Source organism: Collimonas rhizosphaerae, from assembly GCF_038896935.1.
In the GTDB taxonomy this organism is placed as follows: domain Bacteria; phylum Pseudomonadota; class Gammaproteobacteria; order Burkholderiales; family Burkholderiaceae_D; genus Collimonas; species Collimonas rhizosphaerae.
Genome location: NZ_JBANDC010000009.1, coordinates 182,817 through 197,101 on the forward strand (window position 1 = coordinate 182,817; position 14,285 = coordinate 197,101).

The window sequence follows — 14,285 nt, forward strand, 5'->3', positions numbered from 1 at the left end:
GCTTATTTTTTCTTGCTTCCCAATCCGGCCGACAAACCGCTCGCCTTCAGCGCCAAGCCATTCGGATACCGCATATCCACACTCTCGATCCGGTTCTGCAAACGCGACAGCAGTTGCGGATAAATCTGCACCAGTCGTTCCACACGGTCTTTCAGCGTGTTCTTGTTTTGCTCACGCCCCAACTCCACCGTCATGCCGTTGTCCAGTTTTACGGTCCACGCATAACGACTCGATAAATCCACCTCTACCGGGTTCAGCTTCAACGGCGCAAACCAGGCACGAAAATCCGCCAGGCGCGCCGTCACATCTTTTTCACTGCCTTTCGGACCAGACAAGCGCAGCAGCTCGCCATCCTCTTCCGCCTCATCCAGGTTGGCGGTAAACAAATCGCCATACACCGACAGCAAGCGGCCGTCGTCGTCCCAGGTCGCCAGCGGCTGGTGCTCTTCCACCGTCACGATCAGCGTGTTCGGCCATTCGCGCTGCACCGCCGCCTTGCGCACCCAGGGCACCGATTCGAATGCGCTGCGCACCGTATCCAGGTTGGCGGTGAAAAAATTGCCCTTGATGCGAGGCAGCGCGCTGGCGCGGATGATCAATGGATTGACACGCCGCAGTTCGCTCTGCCCTGCCCCCTCGATCCGGATCGTCTTCAGCGTGAACATGGGACGCTGCGCCAGCCACCAGACGCCAGACGCCAGCAATGCGAGCGCAGCCAGTCCCAGCAAGGTGCCGGAGATTGCGTTCAACATTTTGATGTCTTGCCACATGGTTATCGACTTTATCGCTTGGATCGTTAAGGTTTTCTATTCACGCTTTCTGCATTCCGCCCGGATCAGTCCGGTTTCCAGTCTTCCGACGGCTTCAGGTCCAGCGAAGCCGACTTCAGTATTTCAACGCACAGGTCTTCGTAGCTGACGCCGTCCGCCTTGGCCGCCATCGGCACCAGCGAATGGCCGGTCATGCCTGGCGAGGTATTGATCTCCAGCAGGAACGGCTCGTTATCGGACGAGCGCAGCATGAAATCGACCCGCGCCCATCCTTCGCATCCGATCGCGTTGAAGGCCTGTACCGCCAGCGACTGTATGCGCTGGGCCAATGCCTCATCCAGCGGCGCCGGACACAGGTACTTGGTGTCGTCGGTAAAATATTTATGCTGATAATCGTAATTGCCTTCCGGCGCGCGGATCTCGACGATAGGCAAAGCCCGCGCATTGCGGCCGGCGCCCAGCACCGGCACCGTCAATTCACGGCCGGCGATGAATTCTTCCGCCAGCACTTTTTCATCGAACTTGGCGCACAGGGCAAACCCTTCGTTCATGTCGGAATAACCGACGACCTTGCTGATGCCGATGGTCGATCCTTCATGCGGCGCTTTCAGCATCAGCGGCAAGCCCAGCACGTCCGGCACCTGGCGCAGTTCTTCGCGGGTCGCGCTGTGCGCATCCAGCACGATGAAGCGCGGCGTCGGCAATCCCATGCTTTGCCAGATGCGCTTGGTCATGACCTTGTCCATCGCGATCGCCGACGCCATCACGCCCGGCCCGGTGTAAGGAATGCCGAGCTGCTCCAGCGCGCCTTGCAACGTCCCGTCTTCGCCATAGCGGCCGTGCAGCGCAATAAACACGCGGTCGAACTTTTCCGCCGCCAGTTCCGCCAGGCTGCGCTGTGCCGGATCGAAAGGATGGGCATCGACGCCGCGGCTTTTCAGCGCCTGCAGCACGCCTGCTCCAGACATGTTGGAGACTTCGCGCTCGGCCGAACGTCCGCCGAACAGCACGCCGACTTTTCCGAATTGATTGGTCACCATTTTTTTGCTCATTTGTATCTCGATATTTGGTATGACTGTTTTTTACTGCTCTACCAGCTGCGCAAGCTTGCCGGGCACGCCGCTGATCGAGCCGGCGCCCATCGTCATCACTACATCGCCGTCACGCACCAGATTCAAGACCGATGCCGGCATGTCGTTGATATCTTCCACAAACACCAGCTCAGCCATGCCAGCCACCCGCAAGGCGTGCGCCAGGGCGCGCCCGTCAGCGGCGACAATCGGCGCTTCGCCGGCGGCGTACACTTCCGCCAGCACCAGCACATCCACCGTCGACAGCACTTTCACAAAATCTTCAAACAGGTCGCGGGTACGGGTGTAGCGATGCGGCTGGAACACCAGCACCAGGCGCCGCCCCGGATACGCGCCGCGCGCCGCCGAAATGGTCGCCGCGGTTTCCACCGGATGGTGGCCATAATCGTCGACCAGGGCGAATTCGCCGTTTGCCTTGCCGGCGGCGTCCTGCAGCTTGATTTCACCGTAGCGCGTGAAGCGGCGGCCGACACCGTTGAATTCGGTCAGCGCCTGCTGGATCGCGGCATCGGCGACACCCAGCTCGCGCGCAATCGCAATCGCGGCGCAAGCGTTCTGGACATTGTGCATGCCGGGCTGGTTCAGGCTGATCGGCATCGCCGCATAACCCTTCTGGATCACCGTGAACTGCATGTGGCCGGCGACGGCCTTGGCGTCGATCGCGCGCACATCGGCGTCGGCGTGGAAACCGTAGGTGGTGATCAGCTTGGAAATCTGCGGCATGATTTCGCGCACGTTGGCGTCATCGATGCACAGCACCGCCACGCCGTAAAACGGCAAGCGCTGGGTGAACTCGACAAAAGCCTGCTTCAGCTTGCCGAAATCGTGATCATAGGTATCCATATGATCGGCATCGATGTTGGTGATCACTTCGATCACCGGCGACAGGTTCAGGAACGATGCATCCGATTCGTCGGCTTCGGCCACGATAAAGTCGCCCGAACCCAGCTTGGCGTTGGCGCCGGCGCTGGTCAGGCGGCCGCCGATCACGAAAGTCGGATCGAGGCCTCCCTGCGCCAGCACGCTCGCCACCAGGCTGGTGGTGGTGGTCTTGCCATGGGTGCCGGCAATCGCAATGCCGCGCTTGAGGCGCATCAGCTCCGCCAGCATGACCGCGCGCGGCACGATGGGGATATGCTTTTCGCGCGCAGCGACCACTTCCGGGTTGTCGGCCTGCACCGCCGTCGATGTCACGATCGCGTGCGCCTGGTCGATATTCGCGGCTGCGTGGCCGCGGCTGACTTTGGCGCCGAGGGCGGCCAGGCGCCGGGTCGCGGCGTTGTCGCCGAGATCGGAGCCGGAAATCGTATAACCGAGGTTGAGCAGCACTTCAGCGATGCCGCTCATGCCGCTGCCGCCAATGCCTACGAAATGGATATTTTTTACTTTATGTTTCATGGTCGTCACTCACTGCGCACCTGCCAATTCTTCAAGAACCTGCGCGATCGCCTGGTTGGCGTCGCGCCGGCCGTTTTCATATGCTGCCTGCGCCATCGTCTGGCAGTCCTGGCGCGAGATCCGCGTCAACAAGGCGGCCAGGCGCTCTTTGCTCAAATCTGTCTGCGGCAAATGGATCGCCGCTTTCTGCGTCGCCATCCAGCGCGCATTGTCGCGCTGGTGCGATGTGGTCGACGCCACCAGCGGCACCAGCACGCTGGCGACGCCGGCCGCCGTCAGTTCCGAAATCGTGATCGCGCCGGCGCGGCAAATCACCAGGTCGGCGTCGGCATAACGGCGCGGCATGTCGTCGATGAACGCCACTACCTCCGCTGTCACGCCGGCCGCCGCATACGCGCTGCGCAAGGCATCGATATGCTGCTTGCCGGATTGATGCGTGATGCTGGGCCGCAGATCGACCGGAATCAGGGCCAGCGCCGCCGGCAAACAATCGTTGAGCGCCTTCGCGCCCAGGCTGCCGCCCACCACCAGCAAACGCAAAGGACCGATGCGGCCGCCGTAACGTTCTGCCGGCAGCGGCAGCGCCAGGATTTCCTTGCGCACCGGATTGCCGGTGACCAGCGCCTTGTTGGCGGCCCGGCCGAAATCGGCCGGAAATCCGAACAGCACCCGCTGTGCCAGCGGCGTCAAGGTCTTGTTCGACAACAGCAACGCCGCATCGGCATTCACCAGCACCAGGGGCACGCCGCGCAAGCGCGCCATCGCTCCGCCCGGCACCGTCACATAGCCGCCCATGCCCAGCACCACGTTGGCTTGGCGCCGGCCCAGGATGCGGAAGCAGGCTGGAAAACTCGCCAGCAAGCGCCAGACGCCGCGCAAGGTGTGCGCCAAGCCTTTGCCGCGCAAACCCGAGAACGCAATCTGGTCCATCTCGATGCCGTGCTGCGGCACCAGGTCGCGCTCCATGCCGTGGGTAGTCCCCAGCCAGCTCACTTGCCAGCCGCGCGCGCGCATGGTGTCGGCAATCGCCAGGCCGGGAAATATGTGGCCGCCGGTGCCTGCGGCCATGATCAATAAATGTTTCATACCCGGTTTCATGCCCGGCCTCCGCGCATCAGAACCCGGTTTTCGTAATCGATGCGCAGCAGGATCGCCAGGCCGACGCAATTGATCAGCACGCCGGAACCGCCGTAGCTCATCAGTGGCAGGGTCAGGCCCTTGGTCGGCAGCAAACCCAGGTTGACGCCCATGTTGATGAAGGTCTGGACACCGATCCAGATCCCAATGCCCTTGGCGGTCAAACCGGCGAAAGTCTGTTCCATGGCGATCGCCTGGCGGCCGATTTCAAAAGAGCGCTTGATGATCCAGTAAAACAGCATGACCACCACCAGCACGCCGGCAAACCCGAGTTCTTCGCCGATCACCGCCAGCAAGAAGTCGGTATGCGCTTCCGGCAGATAATGCAGCTTCTCGACGCTGGCCCCGAGGCCGACGCCAAACAGTTCGCCGCGGCCGAAGGCGATCAGCGAATGCGACAGCTGATAAGCCTTGCCCAGGGCATTTTCTTCCGCCCATGGATTCAGGTATGCGAAGATCCGCTCGCGCCGCCATGGCGACAGCCAGATCACCAGGGTGAACATGCCGGCCAGCATCGCCCCTATGCCGCCGAACCAGACGCCGTTGATCCCGCCCAGGAACAGGATGCCCATCGCGATGCAGACGATCACGCCGAGCGCGCCGAGATCCGGCTCCAGCATCAGCAGCAGGCCGACCAGTCCGACCGCGGCGGTCATCGGCAGGAATCCCTTGGTCAGCTTGTGCATCACTTCCTGCTTGCGCACCGTGTAGTTGGCGGCATACAGGACAATAAACAGCTTCATCAATTCCGATGGCTGCAAATTGAATACGCGGAACGACAGCCAGCGCTTGGCGCCGTTGACGCCGCGTCCCAGGCCCGGCACCAGCACCATCGCCAGCAGGATCAGGGTAATCACGAACAGGTACGGCGCCCAGCGCTGCCAGGTGGCAATCGGGATGCGGAAGGTCACCAGTCCGGCCAGCAGCGAAACGCCGATAAAGATCGCTTGCCGCACCAGGAAGTGGCCATTCGTGTAATTCGAATACTTGGGCGAATCCGGCAGCGCGATCGAAGCCGAATACACCATCACCAGCCCGAACAGCATCAGCAGCACGACCACCCACACCAGCGGCTGGTCGTACTCCATCATTTTCGAACGCTGGACGCCAGGTTTCTGGCTATCAAGCGTGCGCGGCCGCGCCGGCGCATGGTCCGCCGGCTTGCCTGAAAATGATGGGAAGGCGAATTTCATAGTCCGACCTCGCCACGCGACAAGGCCAGTTCACGCACGGCATCGACGAATACTTGCGCGCGATGGGCGTAATTGCGGAACATGTCGAAACTGGCGCAAGCCGGCGACAGCAATACGGCATCGCCCGCGTGCGCAAGTTCGGCGGCGCGCGTCACCGCCTCTTCCAGGGTGGCGCAATCGATCATGGCGATGCCGGCTGCCTGTTTTTCGACCGCAGCGCGGATCGCCGGAGCATCGCGGCCGATCAGCAGCAATGCGCGGCCATAGGCAGCCAATGGCGCGGCCAGCGGCGCAAAATCCTGCCCCTTGCCTTCGCCGCCGGCGATCAGCAGCAAGCGGCTAGCGTTGCCGTCACCGTCGCAGCCGCGTCCCAAGCCGTTCAATGCCGCCACCGTGGCGCCGACATTGGTGCCTTTGCTGTCGTCGTAGTATTCCACGCCGCCAATCGTTGTCACCAGTTCGACCCGGTGCGGTTCGCCGTGATACTCGCGCAAGCCGTGCAGCAGCGGCGCAAAAGGCAAATCGATGGCGCGGCACAAGGCCAGCGCGGCCAGCGCGTTGGCGGCATTGTGACGGCCGCGGATCCGCAGCGCGTCGGCCGGCATCAGGCGTTTCACTGAAACCGGCAGCAAGGCCAGCTGTTCTTTCTTGTTGCGCCGTTTCCTGTTGCCGTCTGCGGCGCGTTCCTCTTCGTCGCCTGGCACCGCTACCGACAGCCATTGCATGCCGTTGTCGCTCACCAGGCCGAAACAGTCGCCGTCCAGCGGCTCGTCGAAACCGAAACTGATGCTGTTGCCGTTATTGAACTGCATTGTCAAAGGATCGTCGCGGTTCAGCACCCGTACCGTATCGGCGCTGAAAATGCGCGCCTTGTCGGCGACATAGGACTCCATGTCGCCGTGCCAGTCGAGGTGGTCCTGGGTGATATTGAGGATGGTGGCCGCGTCTGCTTGCAGATTGCAGGTTGAATGCAATTGGAAGCTGGACAGCTCCAGGACCCAGACCTGCGGCAAAGCATCTTTTTCCAGCGCGCTGCGCAATACATCCAGCGCGGCCGGGCTGATATTGCCGGCCACCTGCACCGTCAAGCCGGCGCGTTCGCACAGCAGACCGGTCAGGCTGGTGACCGTGGTCTTGCCGTTGGTGCCGGTGATGGCAATCACTTTCGGCGCATAGGCGCGGCTCTCGCGCAACGCCGCCAGGGCTTGCGCAAACACTTCGATTTCACCCCATACCGGGATGTTGCGGTCGGTCGCCGCCGACAGGATTTCCTTCAGCTCGCCGGCGGGCGCCAGGCCGGGGCTGGTGACGGCAAAGTCGATGCCGTCCAGCAGGCTGACGTCAAAACCGTCGCCCGAGCCGAAGAATTCCACCGCCGGAATCGCCTGTTGCAGCAGCGGCAAGCGTTCCGGCGCGCTGCGCGTATCCGCCACGCGCACCGTCGCACCGCAGTGCGCCAGCCACAATGCGGATGCCAGGCCCGATTCTCCAAGCCCTAATACCAGAACATGTTTACCCGTATAGTCCATTACCGCCTTACCTGCCTACCTTAACTTCAGAGTTGAAAGCCCGAACAGCACCAGCATCATCGAGATGATCCAGAAGCGCACCACAACCTGCGTTTCTTTCCAGCCTTTTTGTTCATAGTGATGGTGCAAAGGCGCCATCAGCAGCACACGGCGGCCGACGCCGAAACGCTTTTTCGTGTACTTGAAATAGATTACCTGCAACATCACCGACAAAGTCTCTACAACGAAAATACCGCCCATGATGAACAGCACGATTTCCTGGCGCACGATGACCGCTACGGTGCCCAAGGCGCCGCCCAAGGCCAGTGCGCCGACATCGCCCATGAATACCTGGGCCGGATAGGCGTTGTACCAGAGGAAAGCGAGCCCGGCGCCGGCCATCGCGCCGCAGAAAATCAGCAGCTCGCCGGCGCCCGGGATATGCGGGATCAGCAGGTATTTGGCGAAAGTGACGTTACCGGTCAGGTAGGCGAACAGGCCCAGCGCAGCCCCTACCATCACGGTCGGCATGATCGCCAGGCCGTCCAGGCCGTCGGTCAGGTTGACCGCATTGCTGGTGCCGACGATGACAAAATAGGTCAAGGCCATGAAACCCCAGACACCCAGCGGATAGCTGATGGTCTTGAAAAAAGGCACGATCAGGTCGGCCTTGGGCGGCAGATCGAGGCTGAAGCCGGACTCGACCCAGGCTACGAACAGGTCCCAGACCTGGGTATTGTTCGGCGCCGAGACCGAGAACGCCAGGTAGATCGCGGCGACGACGCCGATCACGGATTGCCAGAAATATTTTTCGCGCGAACGCATGCCGTTCGGATCCTTGTAGACCACCTTGCGGTAATCGTCGACCCAGCCAATGGTGCCGAAACCCAGCGTCACTACCAGTACGATCCAGACAAAACGGTTGCCCAGGTCGCTCCACAGCAAGGTCGAAATGCCGATCGCAATCAGGATCAGCACCCCGCCCATGGTCGGCGTGCCGGATTTGATCAGGTGCGTCTGCGGACCGTCGGTGCGCACCGCCTGGCCTACCTTCAGGCGCGCCAGCATGCGGATCACGCCAGGTCCCGCGATCAGGCCGATCATCAGCGCCGTCAACGTCGCGAACACGGCGCGAAACGTGATGAAGTTGAAGACGCGCAGGAAACTGAAATCCTGCTGGAAATTTTGTGCCAGCCATAGCAGCATGTTAGTGAATCCCCTCAGATGTTGTACCGGCCAGGTGCTGGACAGCGCGTTCCATTTTCATGAAACGCGACCCTTTGATCAGCACCGTGGTGTCCGGCGTCATGGTCGCATCGAGCGCGGCTAGCAACGCTGCGATGTCGTTAAAGTGTTGTGCTTGCGGACCGAAGGCAGCGCTGGCGTCAGCCGCCAGCTCGCCCAGGGTGAAGAGCCGGCTGATGCCGCGCTGCTGCGCGTAGGCGCCGATCTCCTGGTGAAACTTGCTGCCTTCGTTGCCGACTTCGCCCATGTCGCCCAGCACCAGCAGACGCGGCGCGCCTGCCTGCGCCAGCACATCGATGGCGGCCCGCACTGAATCCGGGTTGGCGTTGTAGGTGTCGTCGATCACCAGCGCCCCGGCGCAGCCGGCGACTGTCGCCAGCTTGCGTTGCAGGCGGCCGCTGACCGGCACGAATGTTTCCAGGCCGCGCTTGATCGCCGCGACGTCGACGCCGATCGCCAAGGTGCAGGCGATCGCGGCAAGCGCGTTGCGCACATTGTGTTCGCCGGCGGCAGCCAGCTGCAATGCAAATATTTGCGGACCTCCCGCAGTGGCGAAGGTAACGATCAGGTCGCTGCCGAAACCATGCGCCGCGCTGGCGTAGCTGCAGCTGACATCGGCATCAGGCGAGAGGCCGAAACTGATGCTGCCGGCCTTGCCGGCGGCGTAACCGCGCCACAGGCCGGTATAGGGATCGTCAGCCGGAAACACCGCGATGCCGCTGGCCGGCAGGCCGCGAATCACGCTGCCGTTTTCCTCGGCGACCGCCGCCACGCTGGCCATGAATTCCTGGTGCTCGCGCTGAGCATTGTTGACCAGCCCCACCGTCGGCTCCGCCAATGCCGTCAGCAACGCAATTTCGCCAGGATGGTTCATGCCCAGCTCGATCACGGCGGCCTGGTGGCCGGCGTCAAGCCGCAGCAAGGTCAGCGGCACGCCAATCTCATTATTGAAATTGCCACGTGTCGCCAGCGACTTGTCGACGCCAAAAGCCGCGGCCAGGATCGCGGCAATCATTTCCTTTACCGTGGTCTTGCCGTTGCTGCCGGTGACGGCAATCAGGGGCAGCGTGAATTGCTGCCGCCAGCACTGTCCTATCCTGCCCAGCGCGGCCCTGGTATCGCTTACCACCAGCGCCGGCACTGCCAGCGTGCCTGGGTCGCGCTCCACCACCACTGCAGCGGCGCCCTGGGCCACTACCTGTTCCAGGAAATCGTGGGCGTCGAAGCGCTCGCCGCGCAAGGCGACAAACAGTGAACCTGGCGTCACCGCACGGCTGTCGGTGCACAAGCCGTTCACCGCGACCTGGCTGGCGGCGCTTGCCGGCGGCAATCCCAACCACGATTGCAATTGCTGCAATGAAGTCTTCATATGTTGCCGCCTTTCATCGTGGCGCGCGCAGCCAGGGCCAGCGCGGTATGGTCGGCATCTAGAAACGGCAATTTCTTTCCTTTTATTTCCTGGTAAGTCTCATGTCCTTTGCCTGCCAGCAAGACCACATCGGCCTTGGCCGCATGCCGCACCGCCCATAAAATCGCGGCAGCGCGATCTTCCAGCGCCTGCGCTGCCTGCGGCGCTTTCATCCCGGCCAGGATCTGGCTGATGATGACGGCGGGTTCTTCGCTGCGGGGATTGTCGCTGGTGACGATGACGTGGTCCGCGCGTTCCGCCACGGCGCCCATCTGCGGCCGCTTGCCGGGATCGCGATCGCCGCCGCAACCGAATACGCACCACAACTCGCCGTTGCGCTGCTGCGTTACTTGCCGCAAGGTATTCAAGGTTTTTTCCAGCGCATCAGGGGTATGTGCATAATCGATCACTATCAGCGGCGCGTCCTGGCCGCCGAACTGCTGCATTCGACCCGGCACCGCAACCAACAGTTCAATCGCATTCAGCGCGGCGTCCCAGACCACGCCTTTTGCCAGCAACACGCCCAGGATGCCCAGTGCATTGCTGACATTGAACTGTCCCACCAGCTGCGTCTTGACTTGCGCCGAACCGAAAGGCGAATCGACATGGAACGCCGTGCCATTGACATTGGTGCGGATCGCCGAGGCCCGCAGCACCGGGGCGCCTGCCGCCGGAGCGCCGGCCGCAGGAACACCCGTCGGCGCCGCCAGTTCCTCGCAGCTGTAACCGATCACCGGGATTGCCGGTTGCTTCTGCTGCAGATGTTTCACCAGGCGCAAACCCATGGCGTCGTCGAGATTGATCACCGCGTGCCGCAGTCCGGGCCAGTCGAACAGCATGCGCTTGGCGGCTTCGTAGTGCTGCTCGTCGCCGTGGTAGTCCAGGTGATCGCGCGTGAAATTGGTGAACAGGGCGATGTCGACATGCAAGCCGTTCAGGCGTCCCTGCTCCAGGCCGATCGACGATGCTTCGATCGCCAGTGCGGTCGCGCCTTGCCGCCGCATGCCGTTGAGCGTTTGCTGCAGCAGCAGCGCGTCCGGCGTGGTGTTGCCGGTTTCCTCGAATTCGCCGCGCTCGCCTTGTGTATAGATCCCTGTGCCCAGGGTGCCGATCACGCCGGTAGCCTGGCCCAGGTGCGACAGCGCATGGCCCAGCCATTGGCTGCACGAAGTCTTGCCATTGGTGCCGGTGACGGCCACCACCAGCATGCCCTGGTCCGCCTGGCCGTAATAACCGTGGGCGATCTCGCCGCTGAGCTGCTTGAGCCCGCTCACTGCGCGATGCGGAGCGCGCCAGGTTGTGTCCCAGGCAAATTTCTCTTTCTCGTACAACACCGCGCAGGCGCCGTTTTCCAGCGCCTGTGCAATATAGGCGCGGCCATCCGCGGCATCGCCCGGATAGGCAAAGAACACGTCGCCGGCTTTCACCTTGCGCGAGTCCGACACCAGCTCCGCACCTGCCGGGGCAACGCTGTCCAGCCATTGCTGGATTTCTGGCAACTGCTGTAGCTTAGGCTTCGTCACAAGCCCTCCTGCGGACCGTCGGTCGGGATGATGATGTCGGTGACGGTGGAATCCGGCGACACGTTCAGCGCCCGCAAGGCATTCGCCGCAACCGTCGCGAATACCGGTGCCGCCACATCGCCGCCGAAATGCGAACCGACGCTAGGCTCGTCCACCATCACCGCAATAATCAGGCGCGGGTCGGAAGCCGGTGCAAAACCGACGAAATCGGCGATATATTTTTTGACATATTTGCCGCCTTCTATCTTGTAGGCGGTGCCGGTTTTGCCGCCCACGCGGTAACCCGGCACTTGCGCTTTAGGCGCAGTGCCGCCCGGTGCGGTGACCCGCTCCAGCATGGCGCGCATGGTGAGCGCGGTCTTTTCAGAAACCACGCGCTGGCCGACTGGAGGATCGTTGACTTTCTGGAACGACAGCGGGATCAGGTCGCCGTTGCGCGCAAAGATCGTGTAAGCGTGCGCCATCTGGATCAGGGATACCGAGATGCCATGGCCATAGCTCATGGTGGCCTGCTCGATCGGCCGCCATGACTTGAAAGGACGCACCCGGCCGGCGACAGCGCCGGGGAAGCCGAATTTCGGCTGCTGGCCGAGGCCGACCGTGGTGAACATTTCCCACATTTCCTCCGCCGGCATTTGCAGCGCGATCTTGGCGGTGCCGATATTCGAGGATTTCTGGATGATCTGCGCAACGCTCATGGTCCACACCGGATGCGGATGGGAATCGCCCACGGTCGCGGTGCCGATGGTCATCTTGTCGGGCACCTGGAAGGTGGTGGTGGCCTGCACCCGGTTGGTGTCGAGCGCGAGCGCCACGGTAAACGGCTTCAGGGTCGAGCCCGGCTCGAAGGTGTCGGTCATCACGCGGTTGCGCAATTGCGCGCCGGTCAGCACCGAGCGGTCATTCGGGTTGTAGCTGGGCAGGTTGGCCAGCGCCAGCACCTCGCCGGTCTTGGCGTCGACCACGACGATGCCGCCAGCCTTGGCCTTGCTCTTGGCCACGGCTTCTTTTAATTGAGTAAACGCGATGTACTGGATCTTGCTGTCGATCGACAGCACCAGGTCCTTGCCGTCATGCGGTTCCTTGACCGCTTCGATATCCTCGACAATGCGGCCCAGGCGGTCCTTGATGACGCGCCGGCTGCCGGTCGTGCCGGCGAGGTTTTTCTGCTGCGACAATTCCATGCCGTCCTGACCGGCGTCTTCCACATTGGTAAAACCGACCACGTGCGCCATCACCTCGCCTTCCGGATAGAAGCGCTTGTATTCCTTGCGGGTCTCGATGCCGTCGATGCCAAGCTTGACGATCTGGTCGGAAACGTCTTGCTCTACCTGGCGCTTGAGGTAGACGAAATTGCGGTCGGAATCGAGTTTCTTGCTGAGTTCGGCGTAGCTCATGTCGAGCAGTTTCGCCAATGCCTGCAGCTTTTCTTTCGGCGCGGCCTGCACATCTTCGGGAATCGCCCAGATCGCCTTGACCGGCACCGACGACGCCAGCACCTGGCCGTTGCGGTCGGTGATCTTGCCGCGCGTGGCCGGCAGCTCCAGGGTGCGCGCATAGCGCGAAGCGCCTTGCTTTTGCAGGAAATCGGTGGAAATGCCTTGCAGCCACAGAGCGCGCACGATCAGCGCCAGGAAGGCCGCAAACATGGCGAACAAGACTACCCGCGAGCGCCATACCGGCAGCTTGACCTTGAGCATGGGGCTGGCCGAAAACGGCACTCCCTTGCCGGCGGCAATGCGTCCTGTGTGCGAGCTGCGCGGGGGATTACGCGTCATTTTTCCCCCACCGTCAGGTATTGGGTGCGGGCAGCAGTCAACGGCACCATGTTCAGGTCGCGCGTGGCGCTGGCTTCGATCCTGGCGTTCTTGCCCAGCGTCGACTGGTCAAGCTGCAATTGAGCCCATTCGATGTCCAGCTGGCGCGACTGGCTGGCGGTCCGCTCCAGTTCAATGAACAGCTGGCGCGCCTGGTACTGGGCGTTGACCAGCGCCAATGCGCATAGCACCAGCGCCAGGGCCAGGACAAAATTGAGGCGCCCGCTCACGGCTGGACTCCGGCAGGTGCAGCCAGGCGTTCACCGACCCGCATGATGGCGGAGCGCGCGCGCGGATTGTCGGCGACTTCGGTATCGGACGGCTTGATCCTGGCCACCAGCTTCAATTCCGGCTGCGGCAGGTCGACCGCGCGAATCGGCAGGCGACGGTCGGGCTGCGGCAGCCTGGCTTTGGAAGCCATGAACTGCTTGACGATCCGATCTTCCAGCGAATGAAAGCTGATCACGACTAATCTCCCTTGCTGGGCCATCTGCCGAAATGCCTGATCCAGTACTATCTCGAGTTCTTCAAGCTCTTGATTGATGAAAATCCGTATAGCCTGAAAGGTGCGAGTGGCCGGGTCTTTGCCTTTCTCGCGGGTCTTGACGGCGTTTGCCACGATCTGGGCAAGCTGTCGTGTGCCAGTAATGGGCTGGACTGTCCGGCTAGCAACAATCGCCTTTGCAATCTGAACAGCAAACCGTTCTTCCCCATAATCACGTACCACCTTTCCGATTGTTTGTTCATCTGCGACTGCCAGCCAGGCTGCTGCCGACATGCCGCGCGTCGTATCCATGCGCATGTCGAGCGGGCCGTCGGCGCGGAAACTGAATCCGCGGCTGGCGTCGTCCACCTGCGGCGACGAGATGCCCAGGTCCAGCAACACTCCGTCGACTTGTTGTATGCCTCTTTCCTGCAATGCCTGCGCCATCGTCGCAAAGCTGTCGTGCACGATCTCGAAACGCGGATCGGCAATCTCGGCCGCGGTAGCGATGGCCTGCGGATCCTTGTCGAAAGCGATCAGGCGGCCGCGCGGCCCCAGGCTCTGCAAAATCTTGCGGCTGTGGCCGCCACGGCCGAAAGTACCGTCGACATAGATGCCGTCCGCGCGCGCACCGACGATCGCCAACGCACTGACAGCCTCATCCAATAACACGGTGCGGTGCTGGAACTCGGGCACCACTGGTTCACTCAT

The 14,285-nt window shown here is 62.2% G+C and carries 12 protein-coding genes; all 12 read right to left on the bottom strand.

All coding sequences use genetic code 11. The annotated features are described in order from the left end of the window. Nucleotides 1-2: 2 nt before the first annotated feature. The 12 genes from V8G57_RS14845 to rsmH all read right to left on the bottom strand — a co-directional run bounded on the left by V8G57_RS14845 (nt 3) and on the right by rsmH (nt 14,285). Nucleotides 3-770 (bottom strand): cell division protein FtsQ/DivIB, encoded by a 768-nt coding sequence (locus tag V8G57_RS14845; RefSeq protein ID WP_342830030.1) that lies wholly within the window; start codon nt 768-770, stop codon nt 3-5. A 65-nt stretch (nt 771-835) separates the two neighbouring features. Next, nucleotides 836-1,822 (bottom strand): D-alanine--D-alanine ligase, encoded by a 987-nt coding sequence (locus tag V8G57_RS14850; RefSeq protein ID WP_092397064.1) that lies wholly within the window; start codon nt 1,820-1,822, stop codon nt 836-838. 30 nt (nt 1,823-1,852) lie between these two features. Further along, nucleotides 1,853-3,259 carry a UDP-N-acetylmuramate--L-alanine ligase gene (murC, locus tag V8G57_RS14855; RefSeq protein ID WP_342830031.1) on the bottom strand — a complete coding sequence of 469 codons (1,407 nt, stop codon included), beginning with the start codon at nt 3,257-3,259 and terminating at the stop codon, nt 1,853-1,855. Between the two features lie 9 nt (nt 3,260-3,268). Further along, nucleotides 3,269-4,345 (bottom strand): undecaprenyldiphospho-muramoylpentapeptide beta-N-acetylglucosaminyltransferase, encoded by a 1,077-nt coding sequence (gene murG, locus V8G57_RS14860; RefSeq protein ID WP_342830032.1) that lies wholly within the window; start codon nt 4,343-4,345, stop codon nt 3,269-3,271. 8 nt (nt 4,346-4,353) lie between these two features. Next, nucleotides 4,354-5,589, bottom strand: a complete 1,236-nt coding sequence (gene ftsW / locus V8G57_RS14865) for a putative lipid II flippase FtsW (protein WP_092397070.1) — start codon at nt 5,587-5,589, stop codon at nt 4,354-4,356. Continuing rightward, nucleotides 5,586-7,118 (bottom strand): UDP-N-acetylmuramoyl-L-alanine--D-glutamate ligase, encoded by a 1,533-nt coding sequence (gene murD / locus V8G57_RS14870; RefSeq protein WP_342830033.1) that lies wholly within the window; start codon nt 7,116-7,118, stop codon nt 5,586-5,588. Before murD ends, ftsW begins: the two co-directional genes overlap by 4 nt. 15 nt (nt 7,119-7,133) lie before the next feature. Next, nucleotides 7,134-8,303, bottom strand: a complete 1,170-nt coding sequence (gene mraY, locus V8G57_RS14875; RefSeq protein WP_014007920.1) for a phospho-N-acetylmuramoyl-pentapeptide-transferase — start codon at nt 8,301-8,303, stop codon at nt 7,134-7,136. Between the two features lies 1 nt (nt 8,304). Further along, a complete protein-coding gene (locus tag V8G57_RS14880) occupies nt 8,305-9,711 on the bottom strand; it encodes a UDP-N-acetylmuramoyl-tripeptide--D-alanyl-D-alanine ligase (RefSeq protein WP_342830034.1) in 1,407 nt (468 codons plus the stop codon). Then, nucleotides 9,708-11,273, bottom strand: a complete 1,566-nt coding sequence (locus tag V8G57_RS14885) for a UDP-N-acetylmuramoyl-L-alanyl-D-glutamate--2,6-diaminopimelate ligase (RefSeq protein ID WP_342830035.1) — start codon at nt 11,271-11,273, stop codon at nt 9,708-9,710. The genes V8G57_RS14880 and V8G57_RS14885 overlap by 4 nt, the downstream gene beginning before the upstream one ends. Then, nucleotides 11,270-13,051, bottom strand: coding sequence for a peptidoglycan D,D-transpeptidase FtsI family protein (locus tag V8G57_RS14890; protein ID WP_342830036.1), 1,782 nt, complete (start codon nt 13,049-13,051; stop codon nt 11,270-11,272). Before V8G57_RS14890 ends, V8G57_RS14885 begins: the two co-directional genes overlap by 4 nt. Beyond that, nucleotides 13,048-13,320, bottom strand: a complete 273-nt coding sequence (ftsL, locus tag V8G57_RS14895) for a cell division protein FtsL (protein WP_092397082.1) — start codon at nt 13,318-13,320, stop codon at nt 13,048-13,050. Before ftsL ends, V8G57_RS14890 begins: the two co-directional genes overlap by 4 nt. After that, the gene (gene rsmH / locus V8G57_RS14900) at nt 13,317-14,285 is read right to left on the bottom strand and encodes a 16S rRNA (cytosine(1402)-N(4))-methyltransferase RsmH (protein ID WP_092397084.1); all 969 of its coding nucleotides are present in this window, start codon (nt 14,283-14,285) and stop codon (nt 13,317-13,319) included. Before rsmH ends, ftsL begins: the two co-directional genes overlap by 4 nt.